This window comes from Rahnella sp. GSA61A (genome assembly GCF_019969905.1).
In the GTDB taxonomy this organism is placed as follows: Bacteria; Pseudomonadota; Gammaproteobacteria; order Enterobacterales; family Enterobacteriaceae; genus Rahnella; species Rahnella aceris.
The window spans coordinates 1-17,549 of the sequence record NZ_JAHXYO010000006.1 but is presented as its reverse complement, the minus strand read 5'-3'; the positions used below and the strand labels follow the sequence as shown (position 1 = coordinate 17,549).

Sequence of the window (17,549 nt, the reverse complement as noted above, 5' to 3'; positions counted from 1 at the left end):
TTTAACTTTTAAAGCGCTATCTGACACTCCGCCAGCGTCGCCATTTCGTTATGGACAGCACAGGCAGCATCAATCAGCGGTAACGCCAGCACCGCGCCGCTGCCCTCGCCCAGTCGTAAATTCAGATCGAAATACGGTTGCAGGCCCAGCGCTTCAAGCGCCAGCGTTGCGCCCTGCTCTGCTGAAATATGCGAAGGGATAAGATAGGGTTTCAGCGCAGGTGCTAACTGACACGCCGCCAGCGCCGACGCGTAAGAAAGGAAGCCATCCAGCACCAGCGGAATTCCCGCCGCCGCCGCGCCAATCATCGCACCCGCCATGGCTACCAGTTCGAATCCCCCGACTTTCGCCATCACATCCAGTGCATCTGACGGATCCGGCTGATTTACCGCAATGGCTTTTTCGACCACGCTGATTTTATGCGCCAGTCTGTCCGGCGGAAGATTCGCACCCAGCCCGACGGTTTGCGCTGGCGCAGCGCCGGTCAGCACCGCCACCATCGCCGCCGCCGGCGTGGTGTTTGCCATCCCGAGCTCACCGACAGCCAGCAGGGATAAACCGTTTTCAGCTTTCGCGATCACCCGTTCCGCACACCAGATCAGTAAAGATTCCGCCTGTTCGCGCGTCATCGCCGGGCCGGTGGCAATATTGCCGGTTCCCTGCGCAACTTTGTGATTCAGCGTACCGGGAATATCCGGCCCAATGATTCCGCAGTCAATCAGCGTCACCTGCGCCCCGGCTACCCGAGCCAGCACAGAAACCCCGGCTTTGCCCTGCACGATGTTCACCGCCTGAATCGCCGTTACCTCCTGCGGGGAGGGTGTGACGCCTTCCTGCCACACGCCATGATCGGCCGCCATCACCAGCACTTCTTTGCTCGGAAAATGCAAAGGCTGATCACCCCGGATGGATGACAGCTGAATCGCCAGTTGTTCCAGGCGGCCAAGACTGCCTAAAGGTTTTACCAGACTGTCGAGCCGCGCAGCAGCCGTTTGTGCGGCCTGTGCATCGGGTTCAGCAATCTGACGGATAATATTGGCCAGAGAAGCCATCGGGTTGTCCTTACCAGTTTAAAAGTTAAATACCGCTGTCATTAAAACGCTGAATGACACAAGCGCCGGGGCTGAGATCAATTTCACACAGGCAGCCTTGCTTAAACGGAAAACGCCACATGTCAGCCGGTGCCAGTTTCAGCATCATCGCCAGCAGCAGGCTGAGTGAACCCTGATGCGCGACTATTGCCAGCCTGCTTTCCTGCGGACGCAAATGCAACTGCTGCAACGCCTGCCGGATACGCTGAGTGAAATCTGTAAATGACTCACCTTGCGGTACGTCGGCCTTTTGCCAGTCCTGACACCAGGCCTGATAGCCTTCTGCCTGCGAGGCTTCGAGTTCTTTGTGATGACGCATTTCCCACTCACCAAACCCCATTTCCTGCAACAGCGGCTGAGTTTCCATTGCCAGTTCGCGCCCGTAAGCAATAATGCCCGCCGTATCGCGGCTGCGGCGCATATCCGTGTGAATCAGTGCATCAAGCGAAGTAGAAGCCAGCTGACGCGCCACATGCTGCGCCTGTCGCTCACCCTCGGCGGTCAGCGCAATGTCGCTGCTGCCGCAAAAAACGCCGTTAACGTTAGCCTGAGTTTGTCCGTGCCGTATCAGATACAGTTTCATAATTTTGTCCCTTGTCTCAGTGCCATAACAGGAAAAACAGAAAGACCAGTTCACTCAATTCGCATGCCGCGCCCAGCGTATCGCCGGTCTGGCCGCCAATGCGCGTGGCGACAAAACGCCGGAAACCGAGAACAAACAGCAACGTCACCAGTAATGCAAACAGGGAGAATAACCCGCCGATGAGCAGCACCAGCGTTGCCATCAACAGTAATGTGATACCAAAGCGCCCTTCGCTGATCTTACCAATAAACAAATTGCCCATTCCTGACTCGCGGGCATAAGCCTGACGGTACATCATCACCGCCATCATGCTCCGCCCGACAACCGGCGTGACGATAAGAAACGCCAGCACCGGCAATCCGTCGGCGTTCATCTGATAAACCAGTGCGGTTCGTAACAGAACAGCCACAATCAGCGCCAGCGCGCCGTTGGTGCCGATCCGGCTGTCGCGCATAATCTCGAGAATACGCTCCCGGCTGCGCACCGAAAATAAACCGTCGCAACTGTCGGCCAGCCCGTCGAGATGTAAACCGCCGGTCAGCATAATATGTGCAATGACAACGGCAATCGCCGCCGGAAGCACACCGATATGCGGCATTAAAATCTGCCACACCAGCGCGGACAGTAAACCGATAACCAGCCCGACCAGCGGAAAACAGACAATGCCGCGTGCATACTCTTTCAGTTCAATGCCATCGCACCAGCGATCCCTGACCGGGATGCGGGTGAGAAACTGCAATGTCGCGAGAAACAGCCGCCATAAAGCCATAATAAACACCCTGTTCTGAGTCGTTTTATTCCGATGTTTTCACCGGTACCGGAATGCCGGAGACAATCAGGTAGACATCATCCGCCGCGGCAGCCAGTTGCTGATTCACCCGCCCCGCAATATCACGAAAACGCCGCGCCAGCAGGTTATCCGGCACAATGCCCATCCCCACTTCATTAGTGACAATAATCACTTCATATTCAGGATGTTGCGCAGCTTCCATCAGTTTCGTGGTTTGCGCAAAAATATGCTGTTCTATTGCGTCAAAATCCATGTGTTCCGGCGGTGTTTCACCGGCCAGATCAAACAGAAGATTGGTAATCAACGTCGTGATGCACTCGATAATAATGGTCGGAAACTGCGCCTGATGCGCGAGTACGACATCCCCCAGATCACGATAGCTTTCAAACGTATGCCAGTGAGCCGGACGTTGTTGCTGGTGATAACGGATGCGATCCGCCATTTCGGCATCAGTAACGACCGAGGTGGCGATATACAGCACCTCGCCGCCACGTTTCTCTGCTATCTGCTCAGCAAAATGGCTTTTACCACTGCGGGCACCTCCGGTGATTAGCATCATAATCAGCTCCTTGCGTTGTATTACTGAAGAGTATTCATGAACAGGGTGGATGCAGAATAATGTTATGCCCTGAATTTTGAGCAAAAAAAAACCGCAGTCACTGACTGCGGTTTATGAGCATAGACGCAAGTGCCTCGCTTGTCAGCGATTAACCCCGTTTTGCCGGGCCGGTAGTGCGGCGCGTCGGTGCAACCTGAGTATGGCGCTTCACAGCACGACGGATCTGGTTGGCTTTTACGCGACGACGATCACGCTCAACCGGCAGTTTGCTGACCGTTTCTTCCGTCATGTCGACCAGTGTGCGCAGATAGTTGATGTCTGGCAGATCCAGCTCTTTATAGCCACCGCGAGGCAGGCCTTTAGGCAGATTCAGATCACCGTAACGCACGCGGATCAGACGGCTTACCTGTACGCCAACAGCTTCCCACAGACGACGAACCTCGCGGTTACGTCCTTCTGTCAGGGTCACGTTGTACCACTGGTTCAAACCTTCACCGCCCTGGAATTTGATCGAGCGGAACGCCGCAGGACCGTCTTCCAGCTGCACGCCACGGCTCAGTTGTTTGATTTTTTCATCATCAACCTGACCGAAAACACGTACGGCATATTCACGCTCAACTTCACGACTCGGGTGCATCAGGCGATTAGCCAGTTCACCGTCGGTGGTGAATAACAGCAGGCCTGACGTGTTAACGTCCAGACGACCTACGGCGATCCAGCGGGAACCGCGCATTTTTGGCAGACGGTCAAAGACGGTCGGACGGCCTTCCGGATCATTGCGTGTACACAACTCGCCTTCAGGCTTGTAGTACGCCAGTACGCGGCAAACGGTGTCCTGAGATTCCATCACTGACAGAACGTGTCCATCAAGACGAATTTTGGTACCGCCGGTGACTTCCACGCGGTCGCCCAGCGTAGAAATTTTACCGTCAACGCTGACGCGGCCAGCCTGGATCATCGCTTCAACTTCACGACGTGAACCATGACCTGCGCGGGCGAGGACTTTTTGCAGTTTTTCGCTTTGACCTTCGGTGCTGTCCAGTGCGTTCTTCGGCTTCTGGTATTTCACTTCTTCTTCGTCACCGTTTTCATCAAACAGTGCTTCAGCTTTAGGTTTGGTTCCGCGAGGTTTCAACGTACGTGGCTTTTCACCGCGTGCATGTTCCGGACGACCCGGTTTGCCGCTGCGTGCTTTTTCTATACGTGAATTGTCGATACGGGATTCAGAACGCGAATCGCTGCGGCCTGCGTCAGAACGTGGTTTGTCTGAACGTGGCTTGTCGCTGCGCGGTTTGTCGCTGCGTGGTTTGTCAGTACGTGGCTTTTCGCCGCGCTTTTCAGCCCGCGACGGTTCCGGACGGCTTTTTGCTGCGCCGGAATTCCTGCCACTTTTTGGCTTGTCACCAGATGGACGTGATGCTTTGGATTTGTCGCTGGTGTGCTTCTGGGAATTATACTTCTCGCTCATTGAGCAGCCTCATTTGTCGCCTTCACAGGCGTCGGGGGGAGCCGGCAGCATGACCTGATTTGTCATCTGCCCGCAAAAATTCAGTTATTGCGTATCATTACAATGACTTAGAAAAAAGTCAGCCTGCCATTATACACATTTATATGCAATTTGTATCCTGCAAAAAACGTTGCAGTCCGGTTATTTTTCAAACAAGCCTCAGAGGAACGGTGTCGGATCGCCCGCGCCTTCACGCACCACTTCGGGCGCAGCCTCTGTCAGATCAACCACCGTGGTAGGCTGCTGACCAATAGACCCGCCGTCAATCACCAGATCCACCACCTTGCCCAAATGATCTTTGATATCTTCCGGATCGGATTCTGCAAAGTCATTGCCCGGCAGCATCAGCGTGGTCGACATCAGCGGCTCGCCCAGCGCCTCCAGCAAGGCAATCGCAATCGGATTGGACGGCACGCGCAGGCCGATCGTTTTACGTTTCTCGCTCATCAGACGGCGCGGCACTTCTTTGGTCGCTTTCAGGATGAACGTGTAATTGCCCGGCGTGTTGTTTTTCATCAGGCGGAAAGCCGCGTTATCCACATAGGCGTAAGTCGACAGCTCAGACAAATCACGGCACACCAGGGTGAAGTTATGGTTGCTGTCCAGCTGACGAATCCGGCAAATACGCTCCATGGCGTTTTTCTCTTCCAGACGGCAACCCAGTGCATAACCGGAATCTGTCGGATACACGATAACCTGGCCTTTGCGCAGCAATTCTACGGCCTGATTAATCAGGCGGGGTTGCGGGTTTTCCGGATGAATATAAAAATATTGACTCATTTTTCCCTCTTAATTCTTCTTCTGCGGTCGGGCTTCAGACCGGTTCAATTTCAGGCTGTTTCCCGGCGACCGGCCAGTGTTGCCATACCGGTTCTACGCCTGCGGGAAGCCAAAGTTTGCGCCCCAGCTCAATCCACGAACAAGGCTGATGGAAATCAGATCCCTGTGAGGCGAGCAACTGATAATCACGGGCGTAAGCCGCCAGTTGTGCACGCTCATTGGGTGCCTGCTGACATTGCGCGACTTCCATCGCGTCGCCACCCTGTTCAGCAAAGAACGCCAGTAAGCGTTTCAGCCATTTTGTGGACAGTTCATAACGTCCCGGATGGGCGACAACCGCCTGTCCGCCAGACTGATGAATTGCATCAATCGCTTGTTCTATTGTACACCACTGTGGCGGAACGTAGCCGGTCTTGCCCTTGGCGAGGTATTTTTTGAATACCTGCGCAATGTTGTCAGCCGCGCCGAATTCCACCAGATAACGGGCAAAATGTGCACGGGTGACGGCTCCGCCATCGGCCAGACGTAACGCACCTTCCCACGCGCCTTCGATGCGCGCTTTCGCCAGACGACGGCCCATTTCCTGCGCACGCTGCTGACGCAAATCGGCCTGCACTTTCAGTAATTCCACCATCGCCGGATGCCCCGGGTCGATACCCAGCCCGACAATATGGATCTCATGATTTTCCCACAGCGTAGAAATCTCGACACCGTTTACCAGTTGCAGTGGCAGCTGATTGTCAGCAATCGCCCGCGCTGCCCGCGCCAGCCCTTCCGTGCTGTCGTGATCGGTGATCGCCAGTACGCCGACACGCATTTCTACTGCACGCGCCACCAGCGCTTCCGGTGTTAAATAGCCGTCAGATGCCGTGGTATGGCTGTGGAGATCGTAAAGGGTAAATGCGTTGCGGGTTATCTGGTCGTCTGCTGAAGGCGAAGTGTTTGTTGGTAAAGTCATCGTCACGTGGGGAATTAACCTGTTTCTGAATGCAGCACATATCATAACGCGTTAGTGCGTTGCACGTTAGGGATGATTTCACCCGGCCGTTACGCACTGTTACAGTGCTATAACAACACTGTTTGCACAACGTCGCCGCACCAAAGGGGGAAATTGCGCTAAAAGAGGGTTGACTTTACATCTCTGAACTAGTTTACTAGTACGCAAGTTCACGGAATAGCTCAGCAATGAACACCGTGACAAACCGATTCAGAAAGCTTACGTTTTAAAAACGATAGCTTCATAAACAAACAAGAGTGTCTGATGATGAAAACTTACATGATGGCGGTTCTCAGCTGGTGGCGTACTTCCCCTTGTCGGGCGGAGTAATCACGCATAGCTGTCATCAGACGCTGCAAGATTTCCGAAGCCCGCATAATGCGGGCTTTTTTGTGGCCGTCTAATTTGAAATCCGTTTAATACAAACGTTGAGAAAATTTCAGGAAGCAAAATGACTATTCAGAAACCACGTTTAGAATTGCTGACCGCAGAAGGATGTTACCGCGGCGACCCGACGGCCATTTTCCATCAGTTGTGCGGCGCCCGTCCGGCGACCCTGCTGCTGGAGTCCTCCGAAGTGACCAGCAAAGAAAACCTGAAGAGCCTGTTGATTGTCGACAGCGCCCTGCGCATCACGGCGCTGGGTTCCCGGGTTTCGATTCAGGCACTCACGCCAAACGGCGCGTCATTACTCTCACTGATTGACACCGCGTTACCGGCTGAAATGCGTAACGACGTGCGTCCGAATGGCCGCGAGCTGAGTTTCCCGTCCATCGACCAGATGCAGGATGAAGACGCCCGCCTGCGTTCGCGCTCCGTGTTTGATGCGTTACGCAGCATCCTGACCTCAGTTGAAGCGCCTGCCGATGAGCGCGAAGCGATGTTCCTCGGCGGTCTGTTTGCCTACGATCTGGTCGCCGGTTTTGAAGATTTACCGGCATTAGAGTCTGACCAGCGTTGCCCGGATTTCTGCTTCTATCTGGCAGAAACTCTGCTGGTACTCGACCATCAGAACCGTTCATGTCGTTTGCAGGCCAGCCTGTTTACGCCGTCGCCGGAAGAGAAACAGCGTCTGCAAGCCCGCCTTGAACAACTGCAGCACCAGTTACAGCTACCGCCGCACGCCATTCCGCACCAGAGCGTGCCGGAAATGCAACTGAGCGTAAATCAGAGCGATGAAGAGTTTGGTGCCGTGGTAGAGAAGATGAAAGTGGCGATCCGCGCCGGTGAAATTTTCCAGGTGGTGCCTTCACGTCGTTTCTCACTGCCGTGCCCTGCTCCGCTGGCCGCTTATGAAACGCTGAAAAACAACAACCCGAGCCCGTATATGTTCTTCATGCAGGATAACGATTTCACGTTGTTCGGCGCGTCGCCGGAAAGTGCGCTGAAATACGACGCGACAAATCGTCAGATTGAAATCTATCCGATTGCCGGTACACGCCCTCGTGGTCGCCGCGCTGACGGTTCACTGGATTTGGATCTCGACAGCCGCATCGAACTGGAAATGCGGACTGACCATAAAGAGCTGGCCGAACATCTGATGCTGGTGGATTTGGCGCGTAACGATCTGGCACGGATCTGCGAACCGGGCAGCCGTTACGTCGCCGACCTGACCAAAGTTGACCGCTATTCCTTCGTGATGCATCTGGTGTCCCGCGTGGTTGGCACGCTGCGTCATGACCTCGACGTACTGCACGCTTATCAGGCCGTGATGAACATGGGCACACTGACCGGCGCACCGAAAGTGCGCGCCATGCAGCTGATTTCTGCCTCCGAGCAAACCCGTCGCGGAAGCTACGGCGGCGCAGTGGGTTACTTCACCGCTCACGGTGATTTAGATACCTGCATCGTGATCCGCTCCGCCTATGTCGAAGACGGCATCGCCACCGTACAGGCTGGGGGCGGTGTGGTGCTCGATTCCGTTCCGCAAGCCGAAGCCGACGAAACCCGTAATAAAGCCCGTGCAGTGCTGCGTGCCATCGCCACCGCCCATAATGCGAAAGAGGTATTTTAAGATGGCCGATATCTTACTCATCGATAACGTCGATTCCTTTACATACAACCTCGTCGATCAGTTGCGCTCGAGCGGACATAACGTGGTGATTTATCGCAATCAGATCCCGGCTGACGTGATTATCGAAAAACTCAGCCAACTGGAAAAACCGGTGCTGGTGCTTTCTCCGGGACCGGGTACGCCGTCCGAAGCCGGTTGCATGCCTGAGCTGCTCAAACGTCTGCGCGGTCAGTTGCCGATTATCGGTATCTGTCTCGGTCATCAGGCAATTGTGGAAACCTACGGCGGTTTCGTCGGCCAGGCCGGTGAAATCCTGCACGGCAAAGCCTCTTCTATTACGCATGACAACGAAGCGATGTTCGCCGGTATGAACAATCCACTGCCGGTGGCGCGTTATCACTCGCTGGTCGGCAGCCAGATCCCTGAGGGACTGACCGTCAACGCCCGCTACGGCGATATGGTGATGGCAGTACGTCACGAAGAAGATCGCGTCTGCGGTTTCCAGTTCCATCCGGAATCCATTTTAACTTCACAGGGCGCCCGTCTGCTTGAGCAGACACTGGCCTGGGCTTTGGCGTAAGGAGAACTGTCATGCAAACGCAAACTATTCCCGGCATTCTCGACAATCTGTTCCGCGCTCAGACAATGACGCAGGAAGAAAGCCAGCAGCTATTTACCGCCATCGTGAATGGCGAACTGGAACCGGCGCAACTGGCCGGTGCATTAATCAGCATGAAAGTGCGCGGTGAGCAACCGGCTGAAATCGCCGGCGCCGCCAAAGCATTGCTGGCACACGCCGAGCCGTTCCCGCGTCCTGACTATCCGTTTGCGGACATTGTCGGCACCGGCGGCGACGGCACCAACAGCATCAATATTTCCACCGCCAGCGCCTTTGTAGCGGCAGCGTGTGGGGCACGGGTGGCAAAACACGGCAACCGCAGCGTGTCCAGCCGTTCGGGCTCATCGGATTTACTGGCTGCTTTTGGCATCCGTCTGGATATGCCTGCGGAAGAATCCCGGGCCGCGCTGGATGATCTGGGTGTGTGTTTCCTGTTCGCGCCGCAATACCACACCGGTTTCCGCCATGCGATGCCGGTGCGTAAATCGCTGAAAACCCGCACGCTGTTTAACGTGCTCGGGCCGCTGATCAACCCGGCACGTCCGCCGCTGGCACTGATTGGCGTGTACAGCCCCGAACTGGTGCAGCCGATTGCAGAAACATTGCGGGCACTGGGTTATGAGCGTGCTGCGGTGGTTCACGGCGGCGGCATGGATGAAGTGGCGATCCACGCGGCAACGCAGGTTGCGGAGCTGAAAGACGGTCAAATAACCACTTACGAACTGACGCCACAGGACTTCGGTATGGATAATTATCCGATAGAATCCCTGCTGGGTGGCGAGCCGGAAGAAAACCGTGACATTCTGGCACGCTTATTACAAGGTAAAGGAGATCCGGCCCATGAAGCCGCGGTGGCCGTTAATGTAGCGATGTTACTGCGTCTGTTCGGTCAGGAAGATTTAAAGCAAAATGCACAACAGGCTTTGGACGTCATGCGCAGCGGTGAACCCTACCAGCGCGTGGTGGCATTGGCAGCAAGAGGATAAGTGATGCAGCAGGAAACCGTGCTCCACAAAATTGTTCGCGATAAAGAAATTTGGGTCGCGGCACGTAAAGATCAGCAACCGCTGGCCAGCTTTCAGAACGACATAACTCAGAGCCAGCGCAGTTTCTACCATGCCCTGCAAGGGGCAAGAACCGCCTTTATTCTGGAGTGCAAACAAGCGTCTCCGTCGAAAGGCAAGATCCGCGAAAACTTCGATCCGGTAGAAATCGCCAGTGTTTATAAAGACCATGCTTCCGCCATTTCAGTATTAACGGACGAAAAATACTTCCAGGGCAGTTTTGATTTTCTGCCGCTGGTGAGCAAAACCGTCACACAGCCTGTGCTGTGCAAAGATTTTATTATCGACCCGTATCAGATCCATCTGGCCCGTTTCTATCAGGCTGATGCGATTTTGCTGATGCTGTCAGTGCTCGATGACGATCAGTACGTTCAGCTCGCCGCGGTTGCTCACAGCCTTAACATGGGGGTGCTGACGGAGGCCAGTAATGAAGAAGAACTGGATCGCGCCGTTAAACTGAAAGCCAAAGTCGTCGGTATCAATAACCGCGATTTGCGCGATTTGTCTATCGACCTGAACCGCACCCGTGAGCTGGCACCGCGCGTACCGCATGGCGTCACGGTCATCAGTGAATCAGGTATTAATACTTACGGACAAATCCGTGAACTGAGCCGCTTCGCCAATGGCTTCCTGATCGGCAGTGCGCTGATGTCGGAACAAGACCTGAGCAGTGCCGTTCGTCGCGTGCTGCTCGGTGAAAACAAGGTCTGTGGCCTGACCCGCGCTCAGGATGCCAAAGCCGCGCACGAAGCTGGTGCTATTTATGGCGGGCTGATTTTTGTTGAAGCCTCACCGCGTTTCGTGACACAGACGCAGGCGAAAGAAGTGCAGAACGGCGCACCGCTGAAGTATGTCGGCGTGTTCCGCGATGAAGAAATCACCACAGTGGCCCAGACGGCTCAGACATTAAACCTGGCCGCCGTGCAGCTTCATGGCGACGAAGATCAGGTTTATATCGATGCCCTGCGCACAGCCTTGCCGCAAACGGTTCAGATCTGGAAAGCGCTGAGCGTCAAAGAAACATTGCCAGCGCGCGACCTGAATCACGTGGATCGTTACGTCCTGGACAACGGCAAAGGGGGCACGGGTCACCGGTTCGACTGGAGCAAACTGGCCGGTCAGGATTTGAGCAATACCTTGCTCGCCGGTGGACTGAGCGCAGATAACTGCGTCGAAGCCGCACAACTCGGTTGCGCAGGCCTGGATTTCAACTCCGGTGTTGAAAGCGAGCCGGGCATCAAAGATGCCGGGAAAATTAATGCCGTATTCCAGACATTGCGGGCGTATTAAGCCGCACGCAATGACGCAAAAATTGACAGACAGGACGCGATAACATGACTTTACTTAATCCCTACTTTGGCGAATTTGGCGGCCAGTATGTCCCGCAAATTCTGATGCCTGCGCTGGCTCAGCTGGAAGAAGCTTTTGTCAGCGCACAGCGCGACCCTGAGTTTCAGGCCGAATTCATTGATTTACTGAAAAACTACGCAGGCCGCCCGACCGCGCTGACACTGTGTAAAAACCTGACCGCAGGCACCAAAACCAAGCTGTACCTTAAGCGTGAAGATTTGCTGCACGGCGGCGCGCACAAAACTAACCAGGTGTTGGGTCAGGCATTACTGGCCAAACGCATGGGCAAAACTGAAATCATCGCCGAAACCGGCGCGGGTCAGCACGGCGTGGCATCGGCACTGGCCTGTGCGCTGCTCGGCCTGAAATGCCGCATTTATATGGGCGCAAAAGACATTGAGCGTCAGTCGCCAAACGTGTTCCGTATGCGTCTGATGGGGGCTGAAGTGATTCCGGTACATAGCGGTTCTTCCACGCTGAAAGATGCCTGTAATGAGGCGCTGCGTGACTGGTCCGGCAGCTATGAAAAAGCCCACTACATGCTGGGCACGGCAGCAGGCCCGCATCCGTATCCGACCATCGTGCGTGAATTCCAGCGTATGATCGGCGAAGAAACCAAAGCGCAGATGCAGGAACGCGAAGGCTGCCTGCCGAATGCGGTGATTGCCTGCGTCGGCGGCGGCTCCAATGCGATCGGTATGTTTGCGGATTTCATCGACGACACCAGCGTGAAGCTGATTGGCGTTGAACCGGGTGGTCTGGGCATTGAAACCGGACAACACGGCGCGCCGCTCAAACACGGTCACGTCGGCATTTACTTCGGCATGAAAGCACCGATGATGCAGACGTCTGAAGGTCAGATTGAAGAATCCTACTCGATTTCAGCCGGTCTGGATTTCCCGTCCGTCGGCCCGCAACACGCGTTCCTCAACAGTATTGGTCGTGCAGAATATGTGTCGATTACCGATGATGAAGCGCTGGATGCCTTTAAAGAATTGTCCCGCCATGAAGGGATTATTCCTGCACTGGAATCCTCTCATGCGCTGGCTTACGCGCTGAAACTGATCAAGGAAACACCAGAAAAAGAACAGATTCTGGTGGTGAACCTGTCCGGCCGCGGCGACAAAGACATTTTCACCGTACACGACATCCTGACTGCCCGGGGAGAGATTTAATGGAACGTTATCAGCAATTATTCAAGCGTCTGGAAAGCAAAAAAGAAGGCGCATTTGTTCCTTTCGTCACGCTGGGCGATCCGGGCGTTGAGCTGTCACTGTCAATCATCGATACGCTGATCGAAGCCGGTGCCGACGCACTGGAACTGGGTGTACCGTTCTCCGATCCTCTGGCCGATGGCCCGACCATTCAGAATGCAAATCTGCGTGCTTTTGCTGCGGGTGTGACGCCAACGCAATGCTTCAACATGCTGGCCCGTATTCGCGAAAAGCATCCGGATATTCCGATTGGCCTGCTGATGTATGCCAACCTGGTGTTCCACAATGGTATTGAAACCTTCTATCAGCGTTGCGCTGAAGTGGGCGTCGATTCGGTGCTGGTTGCCGATGTGCCGTTTGAAGAATCTGCGCCATTCCGTGCGGCCGCGTTACGCCACGGCATCGCTCCTATCTTCATCTGTCCGCCAAATGCCTCTGACGATTTGCTGCGTGAGATTTCGTCTCATGGCCGCGGATACACTTACTTGCTGTCACGTGCAGGCGTGACAGGCACTGAAAAACGCGCGCTGACGCCGCTGAATCACTTGGTTGATAAGTTACGTGAATACAATGCCGCGCCACCCTTGCAGGGCTTTGGTATTTCCGAACCGTCACAGGTGAAAGAAACGCTGGCCGCAGGCGCAGCCGGTGCTATTTCCGGTTCAGCGACGGTGCGTATCATCGAAAACAATCAGCATCAGCCTTCTGAAATGCTGGCTCAGCTTTCCCGCTTTGTCAGTGAAATGAAGGCCGCGACCCGCGCTTAACCCTCTCTCAGACAGAACCTCAGTCATACAGTGACTAAGGTTCTGTTTCTTTTAATTTCTTACTTTTTTTTACCCCGCTTAATTTGTATTACCCATTTCAATAATCCAAACTAAAATTACTCTGCAGATCAATGATACTGTATGAGAGAGATATCATCTGCTCAGTTAACATGTTGTTTCTTTTGGTTTTATAACAAATCATGGAGAGTTATTTTATGAAGCTATTCAAAACATTGTCCGCATTCTGCATGGCAGCGGTTGTGGTCCTGGCGGTTGCCGCTTGTGCGCCGACCAAAAAATCAGAAGGAACCGGTGGTTACATCGATGACACCGTCGTCACCACAAAAGTAAAATCTGCCCTGCTGGCAGATAAGAGCATTAAATCCACTGAGATCAGTGTCGAGACCTTTAAAGGCCGCGTACAGTTGAGTGGTTTTGTGACGTCAACAGCAGATGCAAACCGTGCAGTTGAAGTGACTCGCGGCGTAGCCGGTGTGCGTTCAATTGAGAATGATATGCGACTGAAATAATCAGGAATGTAGCAAACTGAAAATCTAAGAGGCGCCGAAGCGCCTCTTTTTTGGACCGTCTTTCCGGAAATCAGAAACGATAGCCGGCGCCAAACATAAAGACCCATGGGTCGATCCGGGTGTTGATGTTTTGCTGCTCACCACCAGCTTTGAATTTGACTTCCGTATCAATATCCATCCACCAGACAGACATGTTAATTAACCAGTTATCGTCCAGGTTGTAATCCAGACCAGCCTGCGTTGCCACACCCCAGGAATCTTTGACGCTTAAATCAGACAGCCCGGCATCACGCCCGGTCTGGTTGAAATCCGCGTCATAAAATGTGGTGTAGTTGATACCTACTCCGAGGTACGGACGCAATTTGTCCTGACGGTCACCAAAGTAATACTGCGCCATCAGAGACGGCGGTAATTGTTTCACTTCTGCGATAGTCCCGGTACTTTGCAGACCGACTTTGTGCTGGAACGGTGTGGCTGCCAGCAACTCCATCCCGATATTGTCAGTGAACATGTAACCGAGGGTTAATCCCATCTGCGTGTTGTTATTGATATTAAATGAACCCAGACCCAGCACGTTGTCCGAGCCTTCTGTCGGACGAACTGTGGCTGTCCCTACGCGAAAAATCACATCCCCTGCCTGATGTGCGCTCGAGACTGCCGGAAATGCCGCTGCTGCCACTAATGCCCAATATGCTGCTTTCATTGTCCCTTCCCTTTGTGTGGATTAGTTATCAACCGCGCGAATGATACCTACTCTTTGGTATGGTTTGATCAATGCGGGATCACATCTTTAAAACAAAAAGTAAGAAAATGCATCTTCCGCAAAGCGATCTAAATCTATAAAAACAAAGGAATTGATCTGCATCAAAAATGAGGAGATTTTGTTGTTTTGTTAACAGGTGATATTTCAGTTGCTAAAAAAAATGGTGCTGCGTAATTTGCATACTCATAGTTAGTTTTGGTTTGGTGCCGTAAGGAGTCGGTAACTTCCAAGATGGGCGAAATTAACAATCCTTGTATGACCTGTGGCGCATGCTGCGCTTATTTCCGCGTTTCATTTTATTGGGCTGAATCTGAAGAGGCTGGCGGCTGTGTTCCGCAGGCACTGACAGAGCAAGTCACCCCTTTTCTGAGTTGCATGCAAGGCACGAACAGTAAAACGCCGCGCTGTGTTGCCCTGGAGGGTGAAGTGGGACATGCGGTTTCCTGTTCTGTTTATCTCAACCGTCCGACACCGTGCCGCGAATTCGATCAGTCAGGGTTGAATGGCATCGGCAATGCCGCCTGCGATCGTGCCCGTGCGAAGTATGGCCTGCCCCCTCTGGATGTAAATTTACCGACGATTGATCTCAGCCACCTCAGTTGCGTTTAAGCAGAGATTGATCGACGGGTCTGACAGGAAATCAGCGCAAAACTATCGGCGGAGGGTATTTAAAGGGTACAATCCCCGCCTTATTGATTTTTGCTTTTTGCCAAGGAGCGTCCATGTCTATCACGGCCAGTACGTTGTACCGTGACAGTTATAATTTTATGCGTAATCAGATGAGTAGCGTTTTGGCGCTCTCGGTTCTGGCCGCATTAATCACCGTCATATTAAGCTGGGTTTTAAGTCCTTCATCTGAGCAGGTCGAGGCCATCGGGCAACTGATGAGTAACATGACCGGCATGAGCGTCGGCGATATGATGGGATATATTGAGCAGCAGATTACTCCGGAGCAGCAAAGCGCGATTTTCCGTTACAGCCTGGCCGCTCTGCTGTCAACGCTCGCCGGAAACGTTATTCTGGTCGGCGGCGTTCTGACGTTGATCCAACTGATTTCTCAGGGCGTTCGCGCCAGTATTACGCAAATTTTGAGTGCGTCATTGCCGGTGTTGCCACGTCTGGCCATTTTGCTGTTTATTTACAGCATCATGTTCCGTATCGGTCTGGCGCTGCTGTTTGTTCCGGCATTCCTGATTGCGATTGCCTGGTCAATGTCACCGGTTATTTCCTGTAAAGAGAATGCCGGCGTGTTCAAAGCAATGCGCCTGAGCACCCGCCTGGCCTTCAGCAATGTGCGTCTGGTCGCCCCGGCCGTGATGCTGTGGATTGTGGCGCAGGTGGTGCTGATGCTGTTTGTTGGCGTACTGAGTGCGCTGAATCCGATGATTGGTGCAGTGATCCTCGGCGCAGTGAGCAACCTGATCAGCGCCTTTATGCTGATTTATCTGTTCCGTCTTTACATGAAATTACATGCATAATATAGACATAACTTTTTCAGGGGCGCTCCGGCGCCCTTTTCTTTTGTCCGCGAAATGATTCCGGTATAGTCATCCCATACATAAAACATGGAATGAAGTATGAAGCAGCTCCTCGATTTTCTTCCCCTGATTGTCTTTTTTGTGGTTTATAAGCTTTACGATATTTTTGTCGCATCAGGCGCGTTAATTGCGGCCACCGCGTTAGCGTTAGTGATTACCTGGATTCTGTATCGCAAAATCGAGAAGATGACGTTAATCACCTTCGCGATGGTCGCTGTTTTCGGCACCCTGACACTGGTTTTCCATAATGACGAATTCATTAAATGGAAAGTGACAGTTATTTATATGCTGTTCTCCGGTGCATTACTGATCAGCCAGCTGGTTCTGAAAAAGCCGTTAATCCAGCGTATGTTGGGTAAAGAGCTGACATTGCCGGATCACGTATGGAATAAACTGAACGTCAGCTGGGCCATCTTTTTCCTGCTGTGCGGACTGGCCAATATCTATGTGGCCTTTTGGTTACCGCAGAATATCTGGGTTAACTTCAAGGTATTTGGCCTGACCGCACTGACGCTGGTATTCACCCTGCTGAGTGGCGTCTATATTTACCGGCATATGCCGGATGACGAAAAAAAATAAGCATTCTTCTGCACGGGCCTTTCTTTGAAAGGCCTTACTTTTTCAAATTGTTGAACTGTGTGAAGCCTATCGTATGAACGAAAAACATAGCTTACCCAATGGTGAAATGGTGTTGCGTACGCTGGCGATGCCAGCTGACACCAATGCGAATGGCGACATCTTTGGCGGATGGCTGATGTCGCAGATGGATATGGGCGGGGCGATTCAGGCGAAAGAAATCGCCAAAGGTCGCGTAGTGACCGTACGCGTTGACGGCATGACGTTTCTTAAACCCGTGGCTGTCGGGGATGTGGTGTGCTGCTACGCACGCTGTATTCGTACCGGTAACAGCTCGATCACCATCAACGTGGAAGTGTGGGTGAAGAAAGTCTCTTCTGAGCCCATCGGACAGCGTTACAGAGCCACTGAAGCGGTGTTTACGTATGTTGCTGTAGATGATGAAGGGAAATCGCGCCAGTTGCCTGACGGTCGCAGTAATTTCAGCGTCGATTCCGACGGTGTCTCTCAGGACTAAGCCGGTTCTGTATGATGGGAAGTAAAAGACTGAAAGTAAAAAGGTCGCCTTCATGGCTAATGCCGGTCACTTAAGGTGACCGGCATTGTTTTTTAAGGGATATTTCGACCTTTTTTCTCTCACTTCCCTCGCATATTCACGCTCACGTCTCGAGGGCAGTTTGAGCATCGCTGCGTTGCTGTAAAAATGCTTCAGATGACCCGGGATGGCTCCCGCTGATGCCCACGGCAGCCCGATTAACAACCGTAATATCTCCGACACCGCACCGCTAAAACTCAGCTGATAAGGCA

Annotated in this window: 17 protein-coding genes, 2 pseudogenes and 1 other annotated feature; of the genes and pseudogenes, 10 read left to right on the top strand and 9 right to left on the bottom strand. The window is 53.3% G+C overall.

Annotated elements, in window-relative coordinates:
• Window positions 1–8: 8 nt before the first annotated feature.
• The 7 genes from cobT to LC431_RS09635 form a co-directional block, all read right to left on the bottom strand.
• Window positions 9–1,052 (bottom strand): nicotinate-nucleotide--dimethylbenzimidazole phosphoribosyltransferase, encoded by a 1,044-nt coding sequence (cobT, locus tag LC431_RS09665; RefSeq protein ID WP_153375808.1) that lies wholly within the window; start codon window positions 1,050–1,052, stop codon window positions 9–11.
• A 25-nt stretch (window positions 1,053–1,077) separates the two neighbouring features.
• Entirely contained in the window at window positions 1,078–1,674 is a 597-nt protein-coding gene (cobC, locus tag LC431_RS09660) for an alpha-ribazole phosphatase (protein WP_013575918.1), read from the bottom strand.
• A 16-nt stretch (window positions 1,675–1,690) separates the two neighbouring features.
• Entirely contained in the window at window positions 1,691–2,443 is a 753-nt protein-coding gene (cobS, locus tag LC431_RS09655) for an adenosylcobinamide-GDP ribazoletransferase (protein WP_112152293.1), read from the bottom strand.
• Between the two features lie 25 nt (window positions 2,444–2,468).
• Complete coding sequence (cobU, locus tag LC431_RS09650) at window positions 2,469–3,023, bottom strand: bifunctional adenosylcobinamide kinase/adenosylcobinamide-phosphate guanylyltransferase (protein ID WP_223509739.1); 555 nt, start codon at window positions 3,021–3,023, stop codon at window positions 2,469–2,471.
• A gap of 148 nt (window positions 3,024–3,171) precedes the next feature.
• Window positions 3,172–4,092, bottom strand: a complete 921-nt coding sequence (gene rluB, locus LC431_RS09645) for a 23S rRNA pseudouridine(2605) synthase RluB (protein ID WP_223509797.1) — start codon at window positions 4,090–4,092, stop codon at window positions 3,172–3,174.
• Between the two features lie 597 nt (window positions 4,093–4,689).
• Window positions 4,690–5,310, bottom strand: coding sequence for an L-threonylcarbamoyladenylate synthase (locus tag LC431_RS09640; protein WP_013575922.1), 621 nt, complete (start codon window positions 5,308–5,310; stop codon window positions 4,690–4,692).
• Window positions 5,311–5,344: 34 nt separating this feature from the next.
• On the bottom strand, window positions 5,345–6,268 hold the full coding sequence (locus LC431_RS09635; RefSeq protein ID WP_013575923.1) for a PHP domain-containing protein: 924 nt from the start codon (window positions 6,266–6,268) through the stop codon (window positions 5,345–5,347).
• Between the two features lie 330 nt (window positions 6,269–6,598).
• Window positions 6,599–6,701: a sequence feature (Trp leader region), on the top strand.
• Between the two features lie 57 nt (window positions 6,702–6,758).
• On the opposite strand from LC431_RS09635, the gene LC431_RS09630 reads away from it, so the two are divergent.
• The 6 genes and pseudogenes from LC431_RS09630 (at window position 6,759) to LC431_RS09605 (ending at window position 13,865) form a co-directional block, all read left to right on the top strand.
• Complete coding sequence (locus tag LC431_RS09630; RefSeq protein ID WP_013575924.1) at window positions 6,759–8,321, top strand: anthranilate synthase component 1; 1,563 nt, start codon at window positions 6,759–6,761, stop codon at window positions 8,319–8,321.
• 1 nt (window position 8,322) lies between these two features.
• Window positions 8,323–9,926 (top strand): annotated as a pseudogene (gene trpD / locus LC431_RS09625) (bifunctional anthranilate synthase glutamate amidotransferase component TrpG/anthranilate phosphoribosyltransferase TrpD).
• A gap of 3 nt (window positions 9,927–9,929) precedes the next feature.
• Entirely contained in the window at window positions 9,930–11,294 is a 1,365-nt protein-coding gene (gene trpCF, locus LC431_RS09620) for a bifunctional indole-3-glycerol-phosphate synthase TrpC/phosphoribosylanthranilate isomerase TrpF (RefSeq protein ID WP_223509737.1), read from the top strand.
• A gap of 44 nt (window positions 11,295–11,338) precedes the next feature.
• Window positions 11,339–12,529, top strand: a complete 1,191-nt coding sequence (trpB, locus tag LC431_RS09615) for a tryptophan synthase subunit beta (RefSeq protein WP_223509735.1) — start codon at window positions 11,339–11,341, stop codon at window positions 12,527–12,529.
• Window positions 12,529–13,335: a tryptophan synthase subunit alpha gene (trpA, locus tag LC431_RS09610; protein ID WP_013575929.1), complete on the top strand. Its 807-nt coding sequence runs from the start codon at window positions 12,529–12,531 to the stop codon at window positions 13,333–13,335. Before trpB ends, trpA begins: the two co-directional genes overlap by 1 nt.
• A gap of 215 nt (window positions 13,336–13,550) precedes the next feature.
• The gene (locus tag LC431_RS09605) at window positions 13,551–13,865 is read left to right on the top strand and encodes a BON domain-containing protein (protein WP_013575930.1); all 315 of its coding nucleotides are present in this window, start codon (window positions 13,551–13,553) and stop codon (window positions 13,863–13,865) included.
• Between the two features lie 70 nt (window positions 13,866–13,935).
• Here the strand turns inward: LC431_RS09605 and ompW are convergent, their stop codons facing one another.
• On the bottom strand, window positions 13,936–14,568 hold the full coding sequence (ompW, locus tag LC431_RS09600; protein ID WP_013575931.1) for an outer membrane protein OmpW: 633 nt from the start codon (window positions 14,566–14,568) through the stop codon (window positions 13,936–13,938).
• A gap of 291 nt (window positions 14,569–14,859) precedes the next feature.
• On the opposite strand from ompW, the gene LC431_RS09595 reads away from it, so the two are divergent.
• From LC431_RS09595 to yciA, 4 genes are all read left to right on the top strand, one after another.
• Window positions 14,860–15,237, top strand: a complete 378-nt coding sequence (locus LC431_RS09595) for a YkgJ family cysteine cluster protein (protein WP_013575932.1) — start codon at window positions 14,860–14,862, stop codon at window positions 15,235–15,237.
• Window positions 15,238–15,350: 113 nt separating this feature from the next.
• Entirely contained in the window at window positions 15,351–16,106 is a 756-nt protein-coding gene (locus LC431_RS09590) for a YciC family protein (protein WP_013575933.1), read from the top strand.
• Between the two features lie 99 nt (window positions 16,107–16,205).
• Window positions 16,206–16,745: a septation protein A gene (locus LC431_RS09585; protein WP_013575934.1), complete on the top strand. Its 540-nt coding sequence runs from the start codon at window positions 16,206–16,208 to the stop codon at window positions 16,743–16,745.
• A gap of 73 nt (window positions 16,746–16,818) precedes the next feature.
• Window positions 16,819–17,259, top strand: coding sequence for an acyl-CoA thioester hydrolase YciA (gene yciA, locus LC431_RS09580; RefSeq protein WP_013575935.1), 441 nt, complete (start codon window positions 16,819–16,821; stop codon window positions 17,257–17,259).
• A 66-nt stretch (window positions 17,260–17,325) separates the two neighbouring features.
• On the opposite strand, the pseudogene LC431_RS09575 reads toward yciA, so the two are convergent.
• Window positions 17,326–17,549, bottom strand: a pseudogene (locus tag LC431_RS09575) (IS4 family transposase); the annotation flags it as partial.